Raw genomic sequence first — 25,898 nt, forward strand, 5'->3', positions numbered from 1 at the left:
TCGTAATTAAAGTATTATGAAAAGATCGATATTGGCGATACTGATAATTAGCCTGGTTGCAGCTTTTGGCTGCGATAACTTAAACGGACAAAACAAAACCGTGGTCGAAAAGGGACGGCTTAGCAAACCGGCCGCAGAGTGGAAAAAGAAACTAACGGCAAATCAATACGAAATAATGGTAAATCGTGGCACCGAGCCACCTTTTAATAACGCGTATTATAATAACCATCAAAAAGGTGTTTATGTAAGTGCAGCTACTGGCGAAGTGCTGTTTACCTCAGCCGATAAATTTGACAGTGGCACCGGCTGGCCAAGTTTTGTAAAACCGGCAGATACCGGTAAGATAGCAATAGTGCATGATAGCAGCTTCGGCATGAGCCGCGATGAGGTTGTCGAAAAAAGTACAGGCCTGCACCTGGGCCACGTGTTTAACGACGGCCCTGCCGACAGGGGCGGCAAACGATACTGTATGAATTCGGGCGCCTTGATATTTATTAAAAAGTAACCGCCCTGCGCGCTGCTTGTATTGATGGCCTGCCATAAGTGGGCCTTACCCTCACCCCACATTCATAATTTAATCCTGCGGTTAGGTCAACCCAATCCGGGTTTACCGGGCGTATCATTTTTTCTTTTTGAGGGCGGGTGTAAGTGCTCACCATTTTAAAGCGCTCCATGGCCTGCTCTTCGGTATTAATCTCTTCAAAATAAACCAAACGGTTAAGTTGCTGGGCGCTATCAAAAAATAACGTCGGCATTTCGCTGTAAAACTTTAGGGTTTTAAGCAGATCGGTACACATACCAACATGTAAATTCTTCCTGTTTCTGTCTGTGATTATATAAACGAACCTCTTCATTTGATAAAAAAATTTGCTGTTTAAAAAATAATTACTAATTTTATGAGCATAAAAATACTAACTATTTTAGCAATTCCAAATTTTTATGTCGAAAATTTCACAAAATATTAAGTTCCTTAGAAAAAAGAAAGGGCTAACCCAGCAGCAATTTGCCGATCAAGTTGGCATAAAGCGTTCATTAGTAGGCGCATACGAGGAAGAGCGGGCCGAACCCAAATATGAACTACTAAAACAATTAGCAATATTTTTTGATGTGTCCATTGACGATTTTATTAACGAAACCATTGACGAAAAATGGGCGCCTAAGCCAAAAGGCAACCCCGCAAACCTTAGGATACTAAGTATTTCGGTAGATAAGGAGGACAATGAAAATATTGAGATGGTACCGCTAAAGGCCAGCGCTGGTTACCTTAATGGCTATGCCGACCCTGAATACGTATCGCAATTGCCAAAGCTTTATTTGCCCATGTTTAAACAAGGCACTTATCGCGGTTTCGAGATCAAAGGCGACTCGATGCTGCCCCTGCAATCGGGTACTATTATAATAGGTGAATACCAGGAGAACTGGGCCGATGTAAAAATTGGCGAAACGTATGTTTTTATCACTAAAAGTGATGGTGTGGTTTACAAGCGCGCGGGTAATAAATATAAAGAGAACCGGAACCTGAAACTAATATCAGATAACCCGGTATATGAGCCATATGAAGTAAACGCTGAAGATGTGCTGGAAGTTTGGAAAGCCAAAGCCTATATATCTACCCACATGCCAATGCCAACGCCCGAGCCTACTATGGAAAGCCTTACCAGCATGATGGCGCAGATGCAACGGTCGATAGCTAACCTTAACAATAAGGATATTAATTAATTACGGCAACAATTAAGTTACATAGTATCAGGTTAAACCATTCACCGTTATCTTTATCATAACAACATTAAATTAAAAAACTAAAAAACCAGACTATGAAAAAGATCATGATGATTTGCTTGTTCCTTGTTGGGATATCAGCAGTTAGCTTCGCGCAGGGCCGCCAGAGAATGAGCACTGCCGACAGGGTTAAAGCAATGAAGGAAAGCCTGAAACTTACTGACGACCAGGCGGCAAAGATCACCGTTATTTACGATGCGCAAATGAAATCGATGGATAGCCTTCGTAACGCCGGTGGTGATATGCGTACACAAATGCGCCCGATGATGCAAGCTACCAATGATAAGGTAAAAGCTGTTTTAACTGCTGAGCAGGCAGCTGCATGGCAGAAAGAAATGGACGAAAGACGTGCCCAAAGACAAAATGGCGGCGGTGGCCGGTAATCAAAAACATTAATCATAATAAAAGAAGCGGCTATAGGCCGCTTTTTTTATTTTAGCAAAAAATTACAGCGTGGCATCATCCGAAAAATATATGCAAAGTAAGCTTGATGAACGCAAAGTGCAGGGCAACTATCGCACCCTGCGCCCTGAAGGCAGCATGGTAGACTTCTGCTCAAACGATTACCTGGGCTTTGCCCGGTCTCCTGTTCTGAAAGATAATATCCGGCGAGAAACAGAGAGCTATCCGCAAAGCTTCAATGGTGCGACAGGCTCGCGCCTTATCTCGGGCAACTCTGCTTATACCGAAGAACTGGAAGCGCAAATAGCGGCTTTTCATCAGGCGGAAGCCGGGTTAATGTTTAATTCGGGTTATGATGCTAATGTGGGGTTGTTCTCGTCGTTACCGCAAAAGGGCGATACCATTATATGCGACGAACTGGTACATGCCTCTATTATCGACGGTGCCCGTTTAAGCTATGCCAACCGCTACACATTCCGCCATAATGATCTGGAAAGCCTGGAGGGGAAATTAAAGAACGCAAAAGGCATTTGCTATGTGGTGATAGAAAGCGTTTACTCGATGGATGGCGACACCCCTCCTATTGCAGAAATTTTGCAGCTTACACAACAATATGGCGGGCATTTAATTGTAGATGAAGCACACGCGGTCGGCTTATATCCTGCCGGATTAATAAATCACTTAAATTTACAGGATAAGGTTTTTACCCGCCTGGTAACTTTCAGCAAGGCTCTCGGCTGCCACGGGGCTATTGTTTTAGGTAGTGATCTGCTGCGCGAATATCTGATCAATTTTGCCCGGTCGTTCATTTATACTACCGCAGCGCCGTTTCACCAGCTTGCAGCCATAAAAGCGGCTTACAATTTATTAAAAACCTCGTCGGCAGATATTGAGCAGCTTCACGCAAATATCATGTTTTTTAAGCGCGGCATAGAACAAAGTCATGATCGATTGTTACAAAGCAACAGTGCTATACAGTGTATCATCTTAAACAGCAACGAAAGGGCTAAGCGGGCGGCCGCGCAGCTACAGTATGTGGGTTTAGATGTACGCGCGATATTAAGCCCTACCGTAGCGCAGGGCAGCGAGAGGATAAGGATCTGCATCCACGCCTATAACACCGCCGAAGAAATCGGCCTGCTTACATCCACTATCAACAACATCATCCATGAAATATAAACCCTTATTTGTAACCGGTATTGGCACAGATATAGGCAAAACGCTGATATCGGCCATATTGGTTGAAAAATTAAAATGCGACTACTGGAAACCCGTACAATCCGGCGATCTGGACAATTCCGACTCAATGAAGGTACAGCGGTTGATATCAAACAATACATCAGTATTTCACACGGAAGCCTACAGGCTTACCCAACCTTATTCGCCGCATAAATCGGCAGCGCTGGATGGAATTGAGATAGATGAAAAAACTATAACAGCCCCAAAAACCGATAACCAATTATTAATAGAGGGCGCAGGCGGACTGATGGTGCCACTCAACGACCATTTCCTGATCATCGACCTGATACAACAGCTACAAGCCGAGGCAATATTGGTGTCTAAAAACTACCTGGGCAGCATTAACCATACCTTATTATCAATTGAGGCGTTGAAACAGCGTGGCATCCCAGTTAAAGGCATCATTTTCAATGGCGAAAAAAATGCATCTACCGAGGATTATATCTCTGCATACACGCAGATTAAACATTTAGGCAGGATACCTGAGCTTTCTGTAGTTGATAAAAAAACAATTGCTGATGCAGGTAAATATATTTCGTTGTAATTTGCAGCCGATTTCCAATCCAACGGAAACGCCAACCAATTATATCAAATGAAGAATATCACAGTAATAGGCTCGGGTACTATGGGCAATGGCATTGCCCATACATTTGCGCAAAATGGATTTAATGTATCGCTTGTAGATATCAGCGAAAGCGCCCTGCAAAAAGCCCTGCAAACTATAGCCGGCAACCTGGACCGCCAGATAAAAAAAGGCAGCATTGACGAGGCCGTAAAAACATCGACCTTAAATAATATAAAAACCTACACAAATGTAAAGGATGGCGCCGCCAGTGCCGACTTGGTTGTGGAAGCTGCTACAGAGAACCGCGAGATAAAGCTGAACCTTTTTAAGCAGCTTAGCGAGGTTTGCAAAACCGATGTAATATTGGCATCAAACACATCCTCAATATCCATCACTGAAATTGCATCGGCTACGGCTAACCCCGCTAATGTGATAGGTATGCATTTTATGAACCCCGTGCCGGTTATGAAACTGGTTGAGGTGATACGAGGCTATGCCACTACCGACGCGGTGACCAATGTTATTATGGAGCTATCGCGCAAACTGGGTAAAGAACCGGTTGAGGTGAACGATTACCCGGGTTTTGTAGCTAACCGTATATTAATGCCCATGATAAACGAGGCTGTTTACACCCTTTTTGAAGGTGTGGCCGGTGTACATGAGATTGATACGGTAATGAAACTGGGTATGGCCCACCCCATGGGCCCGCTGCAACTGGCAGATTTTATTGGGCTTGATGTTTGCCTCGCGATATTAAAAGTGCTGCACAACGGCTTCGGAAACCCTAAATATGCACCATGCCCGTTATTGGTAAATATGGTAACCGCGGGCCACTTGGGCGTAAAAAGCGGCAGCGGCTTTTATAAATATACACCGGGCAGTAAAGAGTTGGTAGTGGCAGATAAATTTGGCCCCCCTGCCCCCTGAATGGAGAGTTTTTGACAAGCTTAACGGTTTGTTATGCCGTACGTAGTGAAGCATCTACTCGCCGACATGTATATCGGTGATGTATAATTCGATAATAGATCCTTCATTATCGTTCAGGATGAGAAGGTATAAATGAACTAATATGGAAAACAACGCTAACGACCGCACAGTAACATCTATAAGGCTATTTGATACAACTGCTGAAAAGATGTTTGATGCCTGGACAGATCCTGAAAAGCTGGCTAAATGGTGGGGACCAAAAGGATTCAGCAACACTTTTCACGAATTTAACCCTGTACCGGGCGGTAACTGGAAATTTACCATGCATAGCCCTACCGGTGCCGACTACCCAAATGAAAGCGTATTTGTAGAAGTCGGCCCCAACAGGATCATTTTAAACCATGTGAACGCACCGATTTTTAAGCTCACTGCCACGTTTGAACCTGTGGACAGCCAAACCAGCCTTATTTTTGAACAGGAGTTCGAAACAACAGATCTTTTTGAAAAGGTAAAACATATCTGTATCCCCGCCAACGAAGAGAATTTTGACAGGCTGGAAGCTGTGTTGGGGTTGAGATAATATTCTTTTTTGTCATGCTGAAATTAGTGAGGCATCTATCAGTCTGACAGAACCACTCACCACTCCCTAATTACCACCTTAAACCTTTCTTTTTTGCGTCTGTCATATAAGTATCTACTAAAAAATGTACAGATGAAAACATTATCAAAATTCGGGGTGATAGCTGCAATAGCGGGTTCGCTGTTCCTGTCATCATGTGCAAGTGATTATTATGTGGCCGATCAACCTGTAGAACCGGTTTATGTAAGGCCGGTTGCACCATACGCGCGCGCCTATTGGGTGCCCGGCGAATGGGTTTACCGCGGCCATCGTTACGTTTACAGAAACGGCTATTACACCCGCCCGCGTGCCAACCGCGTTTACGTACAAGGCAACTGGGTACACACGCCCAGGGGATACGCGTGGCGAAAAGGCCACTGGAGAAGGTAATTTTTGATGTGCAGATATGCGGATGTGCAAATATGCAGATGATCAAGTATGTGTTAAAGGTTTAAACGAAGTTCATCTGCACATCTGTAATTTGCATATCTGCACATCTACATGCGTTCCGGTACCTCTATCCCGAGCAGGCCCATGGCCTTGCTGATAACCTTTGCCGATGCGGCGGAAAGCTGCAGCCTGAATTGTTTTAAGCGTTCTTCTTCGGCTTGCAGGATAGGTTTTTCATGGTAGAATTTATTGTAGGTTTTTGCCAGTTCGTACACGTAATTGGCGATTACCGCCGGACTATGTGCCGAGGCGGCTTCTGCAATTATTTCCGGGAATTTGGTCAGGGTAACGATCAGGTCCCGTTCTATACCATCCAGGTCGGCTACATCGTTTGTGCTGCCTGCTGCGGTATAACCCGCTCTGCTAAGCACCGATTTGATACGCGCGTGTGTGTACTGGATAAACGGCCCGGTATGTCCCTGAAAATCTATTGATTCCTTAGGATCGAACAGCAGGCGTTTTTTGGGGTCAACCTTAAGCAGAAAATATTTTAACGCGCCCATACCAATGGTACGGTATAGTTTATCCTTGTCCTCTTCGCTAAAGCTGTCTACTTTGCCCATAGCCTCGGTAGTTTCTTTAGCGGTGCTAAACATATCCGCCATCAGGTCGTCGGCGTCAACCACAGTTCCCTCACGGCTTTTCATTTTACCCGATGGCAGGTCGACCATACCATAAGATAAGTGATACAAGCCCTGCGCCCAGCTTTTGCCCAGCTTTTGCAGGATCAGGAAAAGCACCTTAAAGTGGTAATCCTGCTCGTTACCCACCACATAAATGGATTCGTCCATCTTAAAATCATCGTACTTTAACTGCGCGGTACCCAGATCCTGCGTAATGTAAACCGATGTTCCATCGGCACGCAATACAAGTTTCTGGTCGAGGCCTTCGGCAGTAAGATCTATCCAAACCGAGCCGTCGTCCTTTTTAAAGAAAACGCCCTTTGCAAGGCCCTCTTCAACTATATCTTTACCTAATAAGTAGGTATTGCTTTCGTAATAATATTTATCAAAGCTTACGCCAAGGGTTTTATAGGTAACATCAAAACCATCGTACACCCAGCCGTTCATGGTTTTCCAAAGGTTGATAACGGCTTCATCGCCGGCTTCCCATTGCAACAGCATTTGCTGCGCTTCTTTTATTAACGGGGCATTTTTTTTGGCATCCTCTTCGGTTTGGCCTTCTTCAATTAGTTCCTGTATCTGCTGTTTGTAAGCCTTATCAAACCAAACGTAATACTTACCGGCAAGGTGGTCGCCTTTTAAGCCGCTGCTTTCAGGAGTTTCGCCCTGGCCAAACTCGCGCCAGGCCACCATACTTTTGCAGATATGGATACCCCTGTCGTTTACCAGGTTAGCTTTTACCACATCGTAACCCGCAGCCGCCAGTATTTCTGCCAGCGAAAACCCTAACAGGTTGTTACGGATATGCCCCAGATGTAACGGTTTATTGGTATTGGGCGATGAATATTCAACCATTACCTTTTTGCCGTTTGGCTTAGCTGCCGCGAAATCGTCCGCTAAAATTTGGGTGTGAAGTTTATCAAGCCAGAAACTATCAGACAAAGAAATATTTAAAAAACCTTTTACTACATTAAAAGCTGCAATTTGAGGCAACGCTTTTTGCAAGTATTCGCCAATTTCGGTGCCCGTTTGCTCAGGTCCTTTACGTGAAACTTTAGTATATGGAAAGGTAACCAGGGTAACCTGTCCCTCAAACTCCTTGCGGGTTTCCTGCAGGTTTACATCTTTGGCTGCAATATCGGTTTGGTATAAATCTTTAACGGCCTTAACAACAGCCTCAATAATAAAATCCATCGCGCAAAATTAATAAATAAGTTCATGGTTGATGGTTCATAGTTCATAGAATTTAGCGGCAGGCTTTATCCCTATTTCAAAACCATCAACCATGAACTATCAACTATGAACCATCACTAAAAAACAATAGCTTTGTTTCTTCTTATAACCATTTATGACACTTACTAACCGGGATTTTAAGATAGATGTAACATCTGAGATTGGCAACCTGCGCGTACTTTTGGTACATAGCCCCGATAGCGGATTGGGCAAAGTGGTACCCTCAAAGGCTCAGGATTGGTTGTTTGAGGATATTGTGCACCTGGACACCATGCGCCGCAAGGAATACGATTATTACATTAAACTGCTGATGTATTTTCTTGATCCTGATAAGATAAAGGGCAAGCTGAACGAGATAGACAGTCCGGAAAGCAACCGCGATTTTTTCAAACCGGATAATCCCGCTTTCCATAATTCTGCAAAGGTCATCGAGATACAAACACTGCTGAGCGATATTTTGCAAAAGGATGATATCCGCAAGAAACTGGTTGCTTCCGTGTGCGCTATTGAAAGCTGCAACTACCGCCTGCAGTTACAATTGATAGATACCGATCCGGTTGAGCTGGCCAAAATATTTATCTCGGGTTCGTTGGACGATGACACCATGATCTTCGCGCCTATCCCCAACCTGATATTCTCCCGAGACCTGGGTATTGCCATCAATAACCACATTTTACTGAACAAGCCTGCTAAAAAGGCGCGTTCGCGCGAGACACTGCTGATGCGTTATATCTTTTTTAACCACCCCATGTTTGAGGCCTATCGTGATAACATCATAGAGATCTCCGAAAACAAGCAGCACTTTTTACGCCCGGGCGAAGCGAATGAAGAAAAAACTACGCTGGAAGGCGGCGATGTGATGATGGTTAGTCCGCAGCACCTGATCATTGGATGCAGCGAGCGTACCTCTATCAGCGGGGCTAACGAAGCCATAAAGTTATTGTTTGAGAATGATGTAGTGAATAAGATAACCATCGTAAAAATCCCCCACAAACGCGATTATATGCACATTGATACCGTTTTTACACAGGTAAAGCGAAATGTGTGGGTGCTGCTAAGATCGTTAACGATTACTGAAAGTGAGCAATCGCAGCGCGAACCGATTGCCTGGTTTGCCGATAAAAAGAATAAAGATAAGCCGGAGATAGTACAGTTCAGGAAAGATAAAAAGCCGAAAACTTTTGACACCCTGGAAGACCTGTTAGATAACATTAGCCAAAAGGACCTGGACTGTACCGAGCCCACCAAATTTATTTACTCAGGTAACGACAAGTTTCCATTTGATGCACGCGAGCAGTGGACTGACAGCTGCAACCTGCTGGCCCTCAAAGATGGCGTAGTGCTGGGTTACGACCGTAACGACAAAACCGTTGAAGCTTTTAAGCAAAGCGGCTTCAATGTCGTTCACGTTACCGATCTGCTGCCAGAGTTTGAAAGCGGCGCGTTAAATCCCCAGGATTTGAAGGACACGTTGATATTAATGCCATCAGCCGAGCTTTCGCGTGCGCGGGGCGGCTTCCATTGCATGAGCATGCCGCTCAAACGTGATTCAATTCTTTAGTGTTCATGGTTCATAGATGATAGTTCATAGTATCTCTATCTGAACCATAAACTGCCATGACCTATGAAACATTAAATATTGAACAAATGCAAAGCACAAATAACCTATTAATGATACGCCCGGTGGCGTTCGGCTTTAACGCCCAAACTGCCCAAAGTAACGCCTTTCAGAAACAGGATGCTGACCAGCAGGCAGTGCAGCAAAAGGCGCAGCAGGAGTTTGACGATTTTGTTAAGGTGCTGCGCGATAACGATGTAAACGTAACGGTAATAAACGACACTGCCGAACCCCATACCCCCGACTCTATCTTTCCCAACAACTGGATCTCGTTTCATGATACGGGCGATATATTCCTGTACCCTATGCAGGCCGAAAACCGCCGCCTGGAACGCCGGGAGGATATCATCCGCCAACTGGAAGGTAACTTTAAGGCCAATCATGTGATAGATCTGAGTCGTCACGAAGCAAAAAATCAGTTTTTAGAAGGCACCGGCAGCATGGTGCTGGACAGGGAGAATAAAATAGCCTATGCCTGCCTGTCGCCCCGTACCAATGCCGAAGTATTGAAAGCCTTTTGCGATTACACCGGATACAAAGCGGTAACCTTTGATGCCGTCGACCAAAACGGGAAAGCTATTTACCATACCAATGTGTTGATGGCCATTGGCAGCGGGTTTGCAGTGATTTGTCTGGATAGCATCGCCAACGCGCAGGAAAAAGATGCAGTTATCTCTTCACTAAAATCGACAGGCAAAGAGGTAATCGATATTACTTTCGATCAGATGAACCATTTTGCGGGCAATATGCTGGAAGTAAAAAATAAGAATGGTGATGTCCTGGTGGTAATGTCCCAGGCCGCCTTTCAGTCATTAACCGCTCAGCAAAAAACGACTTTAGAAAAGTATGGCAAGTTGGTATATGCTGATATCAGCACCATTGAAACCAACGGCGGCGGCAGCGCACGATGTATGATGGCCGAGGTGCATTTGGAGGTTATGGATTAGCCAGTTGAGCGCTGTGGTTATCTTCTGATAATCAAATGTCGTATATATGACGTATAGATACCGCTTGCTGAAAGAGCTTCGTCGGTAGTACATTTGTACAATATATCGGTAAGGAAAGACATGAGCATCGCAAAAAACATTAAACAATTAAGGATACAAAACGGGTTAAGTCAGGATAAACTCGCCGAGTTGGCGCAGATAAGTTTGCGCACCGTTCAAAGGATTGAAAGTAATGAGACCGAACCACGTGGATATACATTGCAACAAATTGCCGGCGCATTAGGTACCACCCCGTTGTTATTAGGCGCCGCAATTCAAACAGAACCTATCGCTGCCGATTCACAAGGGAAAACCTTTATCACAATTTTAACCCTTTCGGCATTGTGTTTCATTATATTTCCGCTGCTTGGCATTATTATACCCTTTATTTTTTGGATGCTAAAAAGAGGTCAAATAGCTAATATTGATAAAATTGCGAAACGACTTCTATTAGCTGAAAGCATTTGGTGCCTGTTGCTGGGGCTCCTTTACACTACGTTATTCAGCAATGTACGTTTACCATCCTTTCATAGAATAGGCCGACCGGAAATGATATTGATAACAGCATGTTTGCTTTACCTTGCGAATATCATTTTTATTTTGGTGAATGCATTTAAAAATAACCCTAAAGGGCCCGTTATAGTTTAACCTTTTCGCTGGCGCACTCGTGCTGGCTATCTTTTATAATTTACTATCCTTGTTGGTATCCTCACCAACAAGCCGCCACGCATAAAAACTTTGCATTTAGCCGTCCTAAGTGTTGTTGATCATTACGCTAACAAACACTAAGCAGTCCCGGTAATCACATAATCCTGCAAATCAAGGTTCAGAAAAGAACCCTCTCAAATAAATTACATTCCTACTATAAAAATTCCACCCAACAAATAGCAAATAAATCCGTTTAAAATATACATTTGCACCAAATTTTAAAGAATGCAGAGTTACCAGGAATTTCTTGACCTGAGCGTTGGTTTCCCACAGGATGGTTTTGAGATAATAGAGGACGAACTTTATTTTAACGACCTCAATTTAATGGAGATGATTGAAACGTATGGCACCCCCCTGCGTTTTACTTATCTGCCTATAATCAGTAAGAAAATACAGCAGGCAAAGCTGCTTTTTCAGCAAGCTATTATTAAAAATAACTACCGCGGTACCTATAAGTATTGCTATTGCACCAAAAGCTCGCACTTTAAGCATATTGTAGAAGAAGCCCTGCGTAACGATATCCACCTGGAAACATCGTCGGCTTTTGATATGCCTATGATTGACGCGCTGGAGAAAAAAGGCGCTTTAAGCAAGGATATGACCGTTATTTGCAACGGCTTTAAGACCTTCCAGTACAAGCAGTATATTATTGATATGCTGCACGATGGGTTCAAGAACATCATCCCGGTACTGGACAATAAAGAAGAATTTAACCTATACGATGACGAGGTCGAACTGGATACGCCCTGCAATCTGGGCATACGTATAGCGGCTGAAGAGCAGCCCGACTCGCAGTTTTACACCTCGCGCCTGGGTGTGCGTATGGAGGACGTGATAGACTTTTATCATAATAAGATAGAGAACAATCCAAATTTCCAGGTAAAATTGCTGCATTTCTTCATCAACTCGGGTATTTCAGACACCCCTTACTATTGGAACGAGCTAGAGAAATACGTAACGCTTTACTGCAAATTCAAAAAGATAAATCCGCATTTAGATACGCTGGATATCGGCGGCGGCATGCCTTTCAAAGATTCGCTGGTGTTTGATTTTGATTACGAGTACATGATTAACGAGATCGTAAGCCGTATAAAAGAGATCTGCGCCGAGCACGACACCATGGAACCGGACATTATTACCGAATTCGGTAAATATACGGTTGCCGAAGCTTCGGGCATATTGTACAAAGTATTGGGCCGCAAGCAGCAGAACGATCGCGAAAAGTGGCTGATGCTGGATGGCTCGTTCATTACCAACCTGCCGGATGTTTGGGCGCTTAACCAAAAATACATCCTTTTGCCTATTAATAACTGGGACAGCGAATACGAACGTGTTAACCTGGGTGGCATCACCTGCGACGGCCAGGATTATTACAACCAGGAGGCCCACATGAACAGCGTATATATGCCAAAAACCCGTAAGGTGCAGTACCTGGGCTTTTTTAATACCGGCGCCTACCAGGAAGTACTGAGCGGCTACGGCGGCATACACCACTGCCTGCTGCCATCACCAAAACACGTTATTATACGGCGCAACAGGGACGAAACCTTCAATTTTGAGGTATTTGGCGAAGAACAAAATAGTAAACAGGTATTAAAGATACTGGGCTACACTACTTAAGATGTTGTCCTGTCAGATATTAAAGCACCGCCAAAGCGGTGCTTTTTTGTTTTACGAGACCCTACAACACGCGTTGCCGCGCAAAGTGTTCACGTTCGGCGCACGTGAACACCGTGAACACACGTGAACACCTGGTAATCAATCATTTAATATTTATGGTGACAATACCGTGTCACCATACCAACACGTCATTGCGAGGTACAAAGCAATCTCTTTAGGCAGGCTGCCTACTTTTCCATCGGGAGATTGCTTTGTACCTGGCAATGACGGCTCTTTTTATCACCTCCGTGTTTTCTTACTTTGTGCAAGCTGTAGTTAAATCTAATCCTTCTTTCCCAACTTTTTTTAAATAAATTCTACTAATTCCGTATACTATATATATATTTGGGGAATTAAAATGAAGCAAATACAAATTACATATCATAACAACCTGATTAACTGCTGTATGTGGGCGGATACATCATGGCTGTAAATGTGTAAATAGATAATATTCGCCTCTTCAGCCACAGCCGAAGGGGCTTTTTTTTGAGTTAACTAAATTACGTACCGAATATGCAAAGCTTCAGAACAGAACTGGAGAACCCTATAGTGGAACAGGACATCATAGACCTGGAAAGAAAGATCCGTGCGTTCCGCGAGGGCAAAATACACGACGAAAAGTTCAGGAGCCTCCGCCTGGCGCGCGGGGTTTATGGCCAAAGGCAGCCCGGTGTACAAATGGTGCGTATTAAACTACCGTTTGGCAAGGTTACTTTTAAACAGCTTTTAAAAATTGCCGACATAGCCGACGAGTATGGCAGCGGCAACCTGCACCTTACCACGCGCCAGGATATCCAGATACATTATGTTAGCCTGGACCGTACACCGCAGTTATGGGCCGAACTGGAGCAGGACGACATTACCCTGCGCGAAGCTTGCGGCAATACCGTGCGTAACGTAACATCGTCCCCCACCTCCGGGATCGATCCGCTGGAACCGTTTGATGTTTCGCCGTATGCACAGGCAACTTTCGAATATTTCCTACGCAACCCCATCTGCCAGGAAATGGGCCGCAAGTTTAAGATCTCCTTCTCATCAAGCGAGGCTGATACTGCTTTCTCCTACATCCATGATATTGGCGCGATACCTACAGTAAACGAAGCCGGGGAACGCGGGTTTAAGATACTGTTAGGCGGTGGCCTGGGCGCCCAGCCACTATTGGCCAGCCCCGTAGAAGAATTTTTACCCGAGGATCAGCTGATACCTTATATCGAGGCGATCATCCGGGTGTTTGACCGCCATGGCGAGCGCAATAACCGTAACAAGGCACGTTTAAAATATCTTATCCAAAAAATAGGTTTAGATGAAGTATTGCGCCTGGCCCGGGAAGAGCGCACCGCCCTAAAAGTAAAAAGCTTAAAAATTAACCGCGACGCTGTACCGCAGCCTGCGCTGCCGGAAGATAACGTTTACAGCGATGTAGAAATTACCAACCCGTTCCGTTACGAGCAGTGGCTGGCTACCAATGTTTTTGAACAAAAGCAGGCCGGTTTTTATGGCGTTTACATTAAAGTTACCGTGGGCGATATCCCAACCGCGGTGGCCCGCAAACTGGTGGCCGCCATACAGCCCTACGCCGCCGACGAGATCCGTATCACGCAGAACCAGGGGCTCCTGCTAAAATATTTGCGAAAAGAAGCGTTGCCTGCCTTATATGAGGGTTTAAATGCGCTCAATTTCGCTACTCCGGGTTTCGACAGTGTTGCCGATGTTACTACGTGCCCGGGCACCGATACCTGTAACTTGGGCATCAGCAACAGTATGACCATGGCGCGCGTGCTGGAAGATCTGATCTATAACGAATACGACGAGTTTGTTACCAACCGCGATATCAAAATAAAAATAAGCGGCTGTATGAACAGCTGTGGTCAGCATGGCCTGGCGCATATAGGCTTTCACGGCAGCTCGCTTAAGGCGGGCACAAAAGTGTTACCGTCGGTACAGGTAATGCTGGGAGGCGGCACCGTTGGTAACGGCGTTGGCCGCATCGCCGAAAGGGTAATAAAAGTGCCGTCAAAAAGGGCAACGCATGTATTAAGGACTGTTTTGGATGATTATAAAACTAATTCCATATCAGAAGAAACCTTCCACGCTTATTACGACAGGCAGGGTAAAGATTATTTCTATCGCCTGCTAAAACCCCTGGCCGACCTGACCACCCTAACCGACGACGAGTTTGTTGACTGGGGCCACCAGGAAACCTATGTATCGGCCATTGGCGTGGGAGAATGCGCAGGGGTGATCATCGACCTGGTAGCTACCCTGTTATATGAGTCGGAGGAGAAACTGGGCTGGGCAAACACTTCATACGATAATGGGGCCTGGTCTGATGCTATTTACCATGCTTACAATACCTTCATCAGTGCTGCCAAGGCATTATTGCTTGATAAGGGTGTTAACAGCAGCACACAGGCAGGCATTATCCGCGAGTTTGATAATCATTACGTTTCAACCGGGGAGATCAATTTAGACGGCACCTTTAACGACCTGGTGCTACAAATAAATAAAAACGAACCTTCGCAAGAGTTTGCCGCTGCTTACAAACAGCAGGCTGCAGATTTTTTAGAAGCAACAAAATTAAAAAGAGAGGCAGTGTTGCAGCTATGATAAACAACGATACCAATACGATAAAACAAGCACGCATTACCCTTGTTGGCGCCGGCCCCGGCGATGCGGAACTGATCACGTTAAAAGGCATTAAAGCCCTGCAAACCGCAGATGTGGTTTTATATGATGCCCTGGTGAACGACGAACTGCTGGAAATTGCCCCCGCAAACTCCACTAAGATATATGTAGGAAAACGCTCGGGCGATCATACCTTTTCGCAGGATAATATCAACAGACTAATGGTTGATTACGCCTTAAATTACGGCCATGTGGTACGCTTAAAAGGCGGCGACCCCTTTGTGTTTGGTCGCGGGCACGAGGAACTGGATTTTGCCGCGGAGTATAATATTCCTACGCAGGTAGTTCCGGGAATTTCAAGTTCGATAGGTGTACCCGGATTACAGGGCATTCCTGTTACCCACCGGGGGCTAAGCGAAAGTTTTTGGGTGGTTACCGGTACTAAAAGTGATGGTAAAATATCCGCCGACCTTTACGATGCCGCTAAAACCAGCGCTACAATTGTAGTGCTGATGGGTATACACAAGCTTGCACAAATTGCAGAGATTTTTATAAACGAAGGCAAAGGCCAATTGCCTGTTGCCGTGATACAAAGCGGCACCACCGTTAACGAAAAGGTAGTTATTGGCGTAGCCGATAACATTGCAGACCTGGCTGCCCAACAGGGTATCACCTCTCCTGCCCTTATTGTGTTGGGCGAAGTAGTATCGTTACATCCGCAGTTTAAATTGATAAAAGAAGTTTATGACGTTGTTGCCGCAAGATAATGGTTTAACAGCAGTAGAGCCGCAACAAACACAGGGCAACCAATTGTTCCCGGTGTTTTTAAAGCTTAATAACCTGCATGTTGCGCTGGTTGGCGGTGGCAAGGTTGGTTTGGAAAAGCTAACGGCGTTGCTGCAAAACAGTCCTGCCGCTGCTGTTACCATTATTTCTAAAGATTTTTTACCTGCTGTGCATGTACTGGTGGCACAATACCCGATGGTAAAGATCGTGCAAAAATCATTTACCGATAATGATCTTGACAATGCCGACATTGTGATAGCCGCTACAAACGACAGCGAACTGAACAAATACATCCGCCAGGCGGCGCACGACCGCAAACTGCTGATAAACGTAGCGGATAAGCCGGAACTGTGCGATTTTTATTTAGGCTCCATCGTACAAAAGGGCGACCTTAAAATTGGCATTTCTACCAACGGGAAATCACCAACCATAGCCAAACGCCTTAAAGAAGTTTTAGGCGACGCCCTGCCCGCCGACCTGGATATTACCCTGCAGCAAATGAACGAGGTGCGCAACACCCTGGCAGGCGATTTTACCCATAAGGTAAAAGAGCTGAACCGGGTAACCGCTGTGCTGATAGGCGGGCAAAAACCGCCGAGCAATAAAAATCTTAAGTTATTGGTTTGGGGTGCATCTATCGCCTTTTTGTTGATCGCCATTGCGGCCTTATGGTTTAAAGACCCCGCGTTCAGGGGTTACGTAGAAACCATTTCGCCGGTGTTTTATTACTTCCTGGGGGCAGGTTTTTTGTTTGCCCTGGTAGATGGTGCCATCGGCATGTCGTATGGGGTAACATCAACCACTTTTTCGCTTTCAATGGGCATCCCGCCCGCTTCAGCAAGTATGGGGGTACACTTATCCGAAATTATGAGCAACGGCATAGCAGGCTGGATGCATTACCGCATGGGCAACGTAAACTGGAAACTGTTTAAGTTATTATTGATACCCGGTATCGTGGGCGCGGTAGCCGGGGCGTATTTATTATCCTCATTAGAGCATTACGCGCAATACACCAAACCTGCAGTATCACTTTATACCCTGATACTGGGTACCGTTATCCTGAAAAAAGCTATCGACCTTAACCGTAAACACAAAACCGAAAAAATAAAAAAAATATCGCTGTTGGGTTTAGGGGGCGGCTTTATTGATGCTGTTGGCGGCGGCGGCTGGGGTTCTATTGTTTTATCTACACTCATTGCCGGCGGCCGCCATCCCCGTTTTTCGTTGGGTACCGTAAAGCTTTCGCGATTCTTTATCGCGCTCATGAGCTCGCTTACCTTTATCACTATGCTCAACAGCTCGCACTGGGATGCTGTGGCAGGTTTGGTTATTGGCAGCGCGCTGGCATCGCCGATAGCTGCACGCATCTCTAACAGGATCTCGGCAAAAGCCATTATGCTGTCGGTTGGGGTAATTGTTATCCTTATCAGCATCCGTAGTATCATTAACTTTTTAATCAGGGTAATATGATGGTGGCTACCGATTACATATCGCGATTGGTGAACGGCAAACACCCGGTGGATGCCCTGCATGCTTTAGCAGAGTTGTTTACCGGCGAGATCGTTTTTTCGACCAGTTTTGGATGGGAAGACCAGGCAATATCGCACATGATATTTGCCAATAATATCCCCATAAAGGTTTTCACGCTCGAAACCGGCCGCCTGTTCCCCGAAACTTATTATGTGTGGAACCGCACTATGGAGATCTACGGCAAGCCTATCCATGCGTACTATCCGGATAATAACAAGCTGGAGCAAATGGTGAACGCCAAAGGCCCAAACAGCTTTTACGAGTCGGTTGATAACCGTAAAGAGTGCTGTGGCATCCGTAAGATAGAGCCGCTGCACCGCGCGCTGGCAGGCAACCAGTGCTGGATAACCGGCATCCGTGCCGAGCAATCGCCCAACCGTGAGGATATGCACAATGTGGAATGGGATGCAGGCAACCTCCTTATTAAGTTCCATCCCATTTTCCGCTGGACATTAGAGGATGTAAAAGCTTACATCAAACAATATAATATCCCCTACAATACATTGCATGATAGGGGTTTCCCAAGTATTGGCTGCCTGCCCTGCACCAGGGCGGTACAGTCCGGCGAAGATTTTAGGGCCGGGCGCTGGTGGTGGGAAGACCAAAGCAAAAAAGAGTGTGGTTTACACGTTACGTAAGCTGAAAGCTGAAAGAATAAAGCCGAAAGCTGGAAGACTGAAGATGCACGGCAAAAAGCCTTTCGCTTTCTGCTTTAAGCTTTAGACTATAAAAAATAAGTATAAAATGAGCAAATACCGGTTAGATTACCTGGACGAGTTAGAAGCAGAGGCCATATATATTCTGCGCGAAGTAGCGGGGCAGTTTGAAAAACCTGCGTTGTTATTTAGCGGCGGTAAAGATTCTATCACCCTGGTGCATTTGGCTTTAAAAGCCTTTCGGCCGGGTAAGTTCCCTTTCCCGCTGGTTCATATAGATACAGGTCACAATTTTGAAGAAACAATTGCTTACCGCGATGAAATGATAGCCCGCATCGGCGAAAAGCTGATCATCGGCCATGTGCAGGACACTATTGACGAAGGAAAGGTAGTGGAACAAAAGGGAAAAAACGCCAGCCGCAACCCTTTGCAAACCGTTACCCTGCTGGATACCATTGCCAAACACGGTTTTGACGCCTGTATTGGCGGCGCCCGCCGCGACGAGGAGAAGGCCCGCGCCAAAGAGCGTATCTTTTCGGTACGGGACGAATTTGGCCAGTGGGACCCAAAACGCCAGCGCCCCGAGCTTTGGGATATTTACAACGGCAAGATCCACAAGGGCGAGAACGTGCGCGTATTTCCGATAAGCAACTGGACGGAGCTTGATGTATGGAACTACATCCGCCGCGAAAACATTCCGTTGCCTACGATCTACTTTGCACATCAGCGCGATTGTATCACCCGCAACGGTCAGCTAATGGCAGCGTCGCCATTTTTAAACATGGATGAAGATGATGTGATAGAGCGCCGTAACGTGCGTTTCCGCACCGTTGGCGACATGACCTGTACTGCAGCTGTCGAATCGTACGCTTTTGAGATAGACGACATTATCGACGAGATAGCATCCTCAAAAATCAGCGAACGCGGCGCCCGCATGGACGATAAAGTAAGCGAAGCCGCTATGGAAGACAGGAAAAAGGGAGGATATTTTTGATTTCGGATTTACGATTTGGGATTTGTGTATAGCGCATATCTCAATTGAAAACCTACCAAAAATCAAAATGTAAATAAATCCGAAATCGTAATTCTAAAATCTAAAATCCAACAATGGATATACTAAAATTTATAACCGCAGGCAGTGTAGACGATGGCAAAAGCACGCTGATCGGTCGTTTGTTATACGATAGCGAAGCTATCCTGGCCGACCAACTGGAGGCCCTGCATGCATCAAACCGCAAGAACGACGACGGCAGTATTGACCTTGCCATTTTAACCGACGGCCTTAAAGCCGAGCGCGAGCAGGGCATTACCATTGATGTAGCCTACAAATATTTTGAGACCGATAAGCGTAAATTTATTATTGCCGATGCGCCCGGGCACATCCAGTACACCCGTAACATGGTTACCGGTGCCAGCAACGCGGCGTTAGCCATTATCCTGATAGATGCCCGTAAGGGTGTTGTGGAGCAAACTACACGGCATTCGTTTTTGGTGTCGCTGCTGCAAATACCGCAGGTGGTGGTTGCCATCAACAAAATGGATATGGTTGATTACAGCGAGGATGTTTTTAAAAAGATCCTATCAGACTATAAAAAGCTGGCAGCCAAGGTTAACCTGGAGAATGTTACCTACATACCGGTAAGCGCTTTAAAAGGTGATAATATTGTTTACCCGTCATCAAAAATGAGCTGGTACCTGGGCGATAGCCTGCTGCAGCATTTAGAGAATGTAGAACTTAAAATAGACGATTCATCGGCACATGCCCGCCTGCCTGTACAATGGGTGGTGCGCCCTCAAACGGATGAACTGCACGATTACCGCGGCTATGCCGGCCGTGTATCAAGCGGATCGTTCAAGGTAAACGACAAGGTTACGGTACTCCCTTCTGGTTTTAGCTCCACTATTTCGAAAATTGAAGTTTATGATAAACAGCCCGAAGAAGCTTTGGCGGGCATGTCGGTAACGGTACACCTGCAGGACGATATTGATATCAGCCGGGGCGACATCATTGTTAACAGCGCAGGGCAGCCGCAACTAAGCAACGTTATCGAGGCGGACCTGTGCTGGATGGATACTCGCCCGCTGGATACCTCGCTTACCTATTTGGTGCAGCACAATACCAAAACCATCCGCTGCAAAATACAGGAGATAATATACAAAGTGAATATTAACACGCTGGAAAAGGACTTTGATGAAGAGTTTAAACTGAATGATATTGGCCGTATCGTAATAAAAACCGCCGAGCCTTTAGCTTTCGACCCCTACCAGGTAAACAAAGCCAATGGCGGCGCTATTATTATCGATAGCCGCACCAATGTAACCGTAGGCGCGCTGATGCTGCGCCAGTCGGTAGAGTAACCGGAATAATTTCCAATTATTATATAAACCGTTAAGTGAGGTAAGAAGACCCTGTGCGAGGTGCAACTCGTGCGGGGTTCTTGCGTTTAAGTGCCCCCTGGCTATCCTAACTGGTTTCAGTATTGCTCTTCAAAAGTCAGCAAAGCGATTCACACCTGCTATAAACCGGCTCAGGCTTTTTTAACAAACACCGATTTAAGCGCCATTGCACCAAAACCATCTATTTTGCAATCGATGTTGTGATCGCTGTTCACCAAACGGATGTTTTTAACCTTTGTGCCGGCTTTGATAGTTTGCGAAGTGCCTTTTACAGGGAGGTTTTTGATGGTTACTACGGTGTCGCCATCCTGCAGAATATTGCCGTTACTATCTTTAACCACAAAACCGTCCTCAGCTCCTTGTTCTTCTGTGGCGGGCCATTCGTGTCCGCATTCCGGGCAAACCAGCATGCTTTCAAGTTCATAAGTATAGGGTGATTTGCAGACCGGGCAAGGGGCTAATTCGCTCATCGTTTTTGAATTTATTAAGGGCGCAAAGTTAACAATTCCGCCTACAACGCGAATAGCTATCAATAGTAACAGGTTCGTCCCCACGATAATTATTCCCACAAAAAAAGCGGGCAGCTCGCCCGCCCGCTTTTCGAAAAACTAAATTATACCTAAAAAACAAATAGGATCTTTATGTAAAGTCCGGGGTCTTTAGTCCGAAGTAGCTCCACACCTAACTTCAGACTTTGGACTTGAAACTTAAGACTTAAAACTACTTCCCGCTCAGCAACCCATCAAGCGTAACCGATGCGTAGTATATGCCGCCAATGGTTGGGCCGCCAGCGTATTGGATGTAGCGTTTGTTGAATATATCTGTAGCGCCGACCTTGAACGTGGCATGGTACACCGGTACGTTCAAGGTAACCTGTGCATCAAGCGTGTGGATGGCGGGCACGGTTCCGGTGACCAGCGGACTTTCCCACAGGTAGGCCTGCTGCCATTTGTACACCAGGTTAAAGCCCAGGTTTTTGACTACCTCGCGGTTGCCGAACGAAAAATTACCGCTCCACTCGGGTGTATTAAAGCCTGTAACAAAAATATCTGAGGTTTGCTGCGCTTTCAGTTTATTGAAGCTAACGTTGCCCGATACGGTATATTTTTGATAGAAATTGTAGCTTAATCCGGCCGAAGATCCGTAGTTGTTATAAATGTTTTTGGCATTGGTATAAACCCGGTAACGGCTCTGACCCGCGCTTGCGGCATTATTGGCAGTGGCGGTTGTAGGGTCGCGGTTAATATCCAGCATGGCTAATACGGCCGCATCTGAGCCCACTGTTGCTGCGTTCGGCACAAATACTTGTACCTGGCCTAAAAAGCCGTTATAGCGGTTAGCATAGGCATCTATGTCCACAAAAACTTTGTTATCGAAAAAGATTCCTTTATAACCAACCTCAAACGAAGTGATCTGTTCGGGCCGGGCCTTCGGCAGGTCGGCTACTTTTAACAAGCCACGGTTAGCCAGGGCGGTGGCATCGTCTCCGGTGGTCGACTGTGCCTTTACAGCGGCATTAAAGGCGGTTACCGATTGCTGCGTGTAGCTATTGTTCAGGTAGCCCAGTCCTTCATTAATAAACTCCAGGCTGCCCACACGTTTTACACGGCCGTTATTTACATATGATAGCGCCTCGAACAACGACGGAAAGCGATAACCGTTCTGGAATGTAAACCTGAAATTATGGTTTTGCGTTGGAGAATAAACCGCTGCCAGTCTTGGTGTAAATTTGGGATCGAAGTACGGGTTACGGTCCCATCGGATAGAGCCGAAAAGCTTTAATTTATCGTCAAATAAGGTTTTGGTAAGCTGGGTAAAAGCGCCATACTTTTTATAGGTTACATTATCGCCGAAGCTCCCATCAGCAAAAGGGGTGTTCCTGTCGGCAATGGGGCGGTTAAAGTCCACAAAATTATTCCCATCGGGGATGATGTTGTAAACACGTACGTCGGCACCAACCAGCAGGTCAACAAACTTTACTTTTTTGGTAAGGTCCCACTGGGCTTCGGCGTTAAATAAATGGCTTTTTTGTACCAAAGCGGCCCCGCCGGTAACCGGCGCGTTAGGTATCAGACTCGATTTTATATCCCAGTTATTGATACCGATAATGGTTTTGCGCAGATCGTTAAAGGCCTGTGTACCCGGCTCTACCCTGCCCGCATCTGCTGCGGCTCGGGCCGCATCACTCGCAGCAGCCAGGTTAGCAGATGTTAAAGCCCCGCCATGCGCATTTGCATACGCGGTTAACGCGTTTTTGTAAGATGTTCCCCATGCGGAATTGCTGGCGTGGTTTAGATCCAGGTTATCGGCCAGGGGCTTAACGTTAAAAGAGTTACCCGTGTTTTCGATAGATTCATACGCCCGTACCAAAAAGTCGGCACCTTTCAGTTCAACCTTATGATTTTGTACCGATGCGCCATTCAGGGATATTTTATTACCCCGCTGAAAAACCCCGTCCATAGTGCCATACCGGTAGGTGTACGACAGCTGGGTTGTCGGGGTAATTTTATAGGCGAGCGTACCATCCAGCTTTAAATTGGTAACCTTGGGATCAACCAGGTCCACTTCGTTATAACCCGTACGGGCAACGGTCAGGTTTGGCCTGGCAACGCCATCAACCACAATGCCCTTTATAGATACGGTGTTGCTGCCGGCAAGCGCGTCGTCGCCGTATTTGTTCCAGCCATCATAAGCGGCGTTGCTGGCGCCGGCAAGTTCAGGATAGGCCGGATTGGCTGTTTTAAGGTTACCGGGGTTTTGATCCAACCGGGTGTTAGATTGCCAGTCGGTGCCGGTTAAATAACTGGCATTCACTTTAAAGGCGAATTTATCGTTCCAGGCTTTTGCAAAGCGGATAGCGGTTTCATTAATGGCACTTGGCTTAGCGCCTATGCCATCTACATGATTGATACCCGTGCGATGGTAAAAGCTAAGCCCCTGTGTTTTAAATGGGTCTTTGGTAAACAAATTCGATAACCCATTGATAGCATTTGTACCATACAAGGCAGCGGCAGCGCCGGGAGTAATTTCGATGCTGGCTATATCCAGTTCGGTAGGGCCAATGGCGTTGCCAAGAGGTACGCCAAGTGTGGCCGACTGCATATCTACCCCGTCAGCTAATTGCATGAACCTAAAGTTGTTAGGGCTGTTAAAGCCGCGCGTATTGGGCACTTTCATGGTGATACTGGTGGTGGTCATTTGCACCCCTTTCACGTTTTCCAGCGCATCGTAAAAGCTTGGGCCGGGCGATTGTTTAAGGGCGGTGATGCTCAGCTTTTCGATAGCCACCGGCGACCGTAAAAGCTTTTCTTCCCTTCGGGATGCGGTAACCACCACCTCGTTTATTAATAAAGCCTGGGTGTTAAGCTGCACATTTAAAGCGCTTTGCGCGTTCTTTATCACAAACTCCTGGGTTTGAAAACCTACCGCGCTAAACACCAGCGTGAATGGAAGTTTAGCATTAGTTTGAAGCGTAAACCTGCCGGCGGTGTCGGTGGCGGTGCGGTTATCGGTACCTTTTATAGATACCGTTGTACCTGTTAGCGGCTGGCCGTGGTCGTCGTTTACCTTGCCGCTCAGGGCGTAGTTACCATTTAGCTGGGCCATTGCCGCGCCCGGCAAAAGGGTTAAAAAAAGCACAATGATCTTATAGAAATTCGTAAAGGATCTCATGGAATAAGGTTGAAAAAATTGAAGAAAATTCTGTTGTTTTCGGGGTGTATTAACAACAACAGCATGCAGTTGGGCACTGCATTCGGGGTATGAAAAGTAACAAGGGCATAGATAAATAATACATTGTCTATAGAATAAGTAGACAAAAGTAAAAAATGTTCTGTACCGTCCAAATATTTTTATAAAAAATAATATTTTAATCTTACGTGATGCCTGATATTTATTACAACTACGCAATAAAAAGGGATGATGAGTAACCCACCTACCCGGTTGGTATTTATATATTTCCCATCCGAATCCAACGGCAAATTGTTATTATTGTCGACTAAATCGCTATACATTAATGTCATTCAACTACCGGCGCATTATTATCAAAATAGGTTCGAACGTTATTACCCGTGCAGATGGCCTGCCCGATGCAGAGCGTATTGCCCATTTGGTAAACCAGATAGCCGAAATTAAAAGGCAGGGTATCGAAGTGATACTGGTATCGTCGGGCGCGGTAGCATCCGGCAGGAGTTTGATATCGGTTTCCGAAAAATCAGACGCGGTGGCCGTGCGGCAATTACTTGCCTCTATAGGGCAGGTAAAACTGATCAATACCTATTCACAGCTATTCGAAAAATTTAAGCTGCTTTGCTCGCAGGTACTGGTAACCAAAGAGGATTTCCGCGACAGGCTTCATTACCTGAATATGCGTAACTGCCTGGAAATATTGTTGCAGTATAATGTTATCCCGGTAATAAACGAGAACGACGTGGTATCGGTAACCGAACTGATGTTTACCGATAATGATGAACTTGCCGGGCTGATAGCGGCCATGCTGAACGCGCAGGCCCTCATCGTGTTAACCAATGTAGACGGCGTTTACACCGGCGACCCAAAACTGGCCACATCATCGGTAATTACCGAAGTAAACGATGCGGGAATAGATTTTTCTTCCTTCGTAAGTTCGGGGCGCTCGCAGTTTGGCCGCGGTGGAATGATCACCAAATCAACCATCGCCCAAAAAACAGCCAAGCTGGGTATAGCGGTGCACATAGCCAACGGTACAAAAGAAAATATCCTTACAGATGTATTGGCTAACAAGGCATTGCATACCTGCTTTACCCCTACTAAAAAAGCATCGGGCAAAAAGAAATGGATAGCCCATTCTGAGAACTCGGCAACCGGTGTGGTGCAGGTGAACGAGGGTGCTAAAACAGTACTTATTTCAAATAAGGCATCCAGTTTGCTACCGGTGGGGATAATTAAAATAATATCGGATTTTAAGAAGGGCGAGATCATTAAGATAACCGACGAGCACAACAAAACCATAGGCCTGGGGCTGGCTGAGTACGGGTCGGACAAAGCCCGCGAACTAACCGGTAAAAAAAACCAGAAGGCACTGGTACATTACGATTACCTTTATTTGCAGGGATAAC

At 45.9% G+C, this 25,898-nt stretch carries 23 protein-coding genes; 19 read left to right on the forward strand and 4 right to left on the reverse strand.

Annotated elements, in window-relative coordinates; all coding sequences use genetic code 11:
- The first annotated feature begins 16 nt into the window (after positions 1-16).
- Positions 17-505: a peptide-methionine (R)-S-oxide reductase MsrB gene (gene msrB, locus GWR56_RS18085; protein WP_162432601.1), complete on the forward strand. Its 489-nt coding sequence runs from the start codon at positions 17-19 to the stop codon at positions 503-505.
- On the opposite strand, the gene GWR56_RS18090 is transcribed toward msrB, so the two are convergent.
- Positions 495-854: a GIY-YIG nuclease family protein gene (locus GWR56_RS18090; protein WP_162432602.1), complete on the reverse strand. Its 360-nt coding sequence runs from the start codon at positions 852-854 to the stop codon at positions 495-497. The two genes, msrB and GWR56_RS18090, sit on opposite strands and share 11 nt — an antisense overlap.
- 85 nt (positions 855-939) lie before the next feature.
- Here GWR56_RS18090 and GWR56_RS18095 point away from each other — a divergent pair, with 85 nt between their 5' ends.
- From GWR56_RS18095 to GWR56_RS18125, 7 genes are all read left to right on the forward strand, one after another.
- On the forward strand, positions 940-1,719 hold the full coding sequence (locus GWR56_RS18095; protein ID WP_162432603.1) for a LexA family transcriptional regulator: 780 nt from the start codon (positions 940-942) through the stop codon (positions 1,717-1,719).
- Positions 1,720-1,814: 95 nt separating this feature from the next.
- Positions 1,815-2,162 (forward strand): Spy/CpxP family protein refolding chaperone, encoded by a 348-nt coding sequence (locus GWR56_RS18100; RefSeq protein ID WP_162432604.1) that lies wholly within the window; start codon positions 1,815-1,817, stop codon positions 2,160-2,162.
- Between the two features lie 70 nt (positions 2,163-2,232).
- Positions 2,233-3,360 carry an 8-amino-7-oxononanoate synthase gene (locus GWR56_RS18105; protein WP_162432605.1) on the forward strand — a complete coding sequence of 376 codons (1,128 nt, stop codon included), beginning with the start codon at positions 2,233-2,235 and terminating at the stop codon, positions 3,358-3,360.
- Positions 3,350-3,964 (forward strand): dethiobiotin synthase, encoded by a 615-nt coding sequence (gene bioD / locus GWR56_RS18110; protein WP_162432606.1) that lies wholly within the window; start codon positions 3,350-3,352, stop codon positions 3,962-3,964. Before GWR56_RS18105 ends, bioD begins: the two co-directional genes overlap by 11 nt.
- 48 nt (positions 3,965-4,012) lie before the next feature.
- Positions 4,013-4,912 (forward strand): 3-hydroxybutyryl-CoA dehydrogenase, encoded by a 900-nt coding sequence (locus GWR56_RS18115; RefSeq protein ID WP_162432607.1) that lies wholly within the window; start codon positions 4,013-4,015, stop codon positions 4,910-4,912.
- 142 nt (positions 4,913-5,054) lie between these two features.
- Positions 5,055-5,492 carry an SRPBCC domain-containing protein gene (locus tag GWR56_RS18120; RefSeq protein ID WP_162432608.1) on the forward strand — a complete coding sequence of 146 codons (438 nt, stop codon included), beginning with the start codon at positions 5,055-5,057 and terminating at the stop codon, positions 5,490-5,492.
- 132 nt (positions 5,493-5,624) lie between these two features.
- Positions 5,625-5,921: a hypothetical protein gene (locus GWR56_RS18125; RefSeq protein ID WP_162432609.1), complete on the forward strand. Its 297-nt coding sequence runs from the start codon at positions 5,625-5,627 to the stop codon at positions 5,919-5,921.
- A 107-nt stretch (positions 5,922-6,028) separates the two neighbouring features.
- Here GWR56_RS18125 and argS read toward each other — a convergent pair whose 3' ends face one another.
- Entirely contained in the window at positions 6,029-7,798 is a 1,770-nt protein-coding gene (argS, locus tag GWR56_RS18130) for an arginine--tRNA ligase (protein WP_162432610.1), read from the reverse strand.
- Between the two features lie 154 nt (positions 7,799-7,952).
- Here argS and GWR56_RS18135 point away from each other — a divergent pair, with 154 nt between their 5' ends.
- From GWR56_RS18135 to GWR56_RS18180, 10 genes are all read left to right on the forward strand, one after another.
- Entirely contained in the window at positions 7,953-9,398 is a 1,446-nt protein-coding gene (locus tag GWR56_RS18135; RefSeq protein WP_162432611.1) for an arginine deiminase family protein, read from the forward strand.
- 56 nt (positions 9,399-9,454) lie between these two features.
- Complete coding sequence (gene ctlX / locus GWR56_RS18140) at positions 9,455-10,402, forward strand: citrulline utilization hydrolase CtlX (RefSeq protein WP_238395265.1); 948 nt, start codon at positions 9,455-9,457, stop codon at positions 10,400-10,402.
- Between the two features lie 120 nt (positions 10,403-10,522).
- Positions 10,523-11,089, forward strand: a complete 567-nt coding sequence (locus GWR56_RS18145) for a helix-turn-helix domain-containing protein (RefSeq protein ID WP_162432612.1) — start codon at positions 10,523-10,525, stop codon at positions 11,087-11,089.
- A 285-nt stretch (positions 11,090-11,374) separates the two neighbouring features.
- A complete protein-coding gene (locus GWR56_RS18150; protein ID WP_162432613.1) occupies positions 11,375-12,769 on the forward strand; it encodes an arginine decarboxylase in 1,395 nt (464 codons plus the stop codon).
- A gap of 552 nt (positions 12,770-13,321) precedes the next feature.
- Positions 13,322-15,415: a HEPN domain-containing protein gene (locus tag GWR56_RS18155; protein WP_162432614.1), complete on the forward strand. Its 2,094-nt coding sequence runs from the start codon at positions 13,322-13,324 to the stop codon at positions 15,413-15,415.
- The gene (gene cobA / locus GWR56_RS18160; RefSeq protein ID WP_162432615.1) at positions 15,412-16,200 is read left to right on the forward strand and encodes a uroporphyrinogen-III C-methyltransferase; all 789 of its coding nucleotides are present in this window, start codon (positions 15,412-15,414) and stop codon (positions 16,198-16,200) included. Before GWR56_RS18155 ends, cobA begins: the two co-directional genes overlap by 4 nt.
- A complete protein-coding gene (locus GWR56_RS18165; protein ID WP_162432616.1) occupies positions 16,178-17,689 on the forward strand; it encodes a TSUP family transporter in 1,512 nt (503 codons plus the stop codon). The genes cobA and GWR56_RS18165 overlap by 23 nt, the downstream gene beginning before the upstream one ends.
- A complete protein-coding gene (locus tag GWR56_RS18170; RefSeq protein WP_162432617.1) occupies positions 17,686-18,387 on the forward strand; it encodes a phosphoadenylyl-sulfate reductase in 702 nt (233 codons plus the stop codon). Before GWR56_RS18165 ends, GWR56_RS18170 begins: the two co-directional genes overlap by 4 nt.
- A gap of 106 nt (positions 18,388-18,493) precedes the next feature.
- Complete coding sequence (gene cysD, locus GWR56_RS18175) at positions 18,494-19,399, forward strand: sulfate adenylyltransferase subunit CysD (protein WP_162432618.1); 906 nt, start codon at positions 18,494-18,496, stop codon at positions 19,397-19,399.
- A 113-nt stretch (positions 19,400-19,512) separates the two neighbouring features.
- Complete coding sequence (locus tag GWR56_RS18180) at positions 19,513-20,763, forward strand: sulfate adenylyltransferase subunit 1 (RefSeq protein WP_162432619.1); 1,251 nt, start codon at positions 19,513-19,515, stop codon at positions 20,761-20,763.
- A gap of 170 nt (positions 20,764-20,933) precedes the next feature.
- Here GWR56_RS18180 and GWR56_RS18185 read toward each other — a convergent pair whose 3' ends face one another.
- On the reverse strand, positions 20,934-21,272 hold the full coding sequence (locus tag GWR56_RS18185) for a zinc ribbon domain-containing protein YjdM (RefSeq protein WP_162432620.1): 339 nt from the start codon (positions 21,270-21,272) through the stop codon (positions 20,934-20,936).
- A gap of 250 nt (positions 21,273-21,522) precedes the next feature.
- Positions 21,523-24,474 (reverse strand): TonB-dependent receptor, encoded by a 2,952-nt coding sequence (locus GWR56_RS18190; RefSeq protein ID WP_162432621.1) that lies wholly within the window; start codon positions 24,472-24,474, stop codon positions 21,523-21,525.
- A gap of 343 nt (positions 24,475-24,817) precedes the next feature.
- On the opposite strand from GWR56_RS18190, the gene proB reads away from it, so the two are divergent.
- Complete coding sequence (gene proB, locus GWR56_RS18195; protein ID WP_162432622.1) at positions 24,818-25,897, forward strand: glutamate 5-kinase; 1,080 nt, start codon at positions 24,818-24,820, stop codon at positions 25,895-25,897.
- Position 25,898: the final 1 nt, after the last annotated feature.

Source organism: Mucilaginibacter sp. 14171R-50 (assembly GCF_010093045.1).
Lineage (GTDB): Bacteria > Bacteroidota > Bacteroidia > Sphingobacteriales > Sphingobacteriaceae > Mucilaginibacter.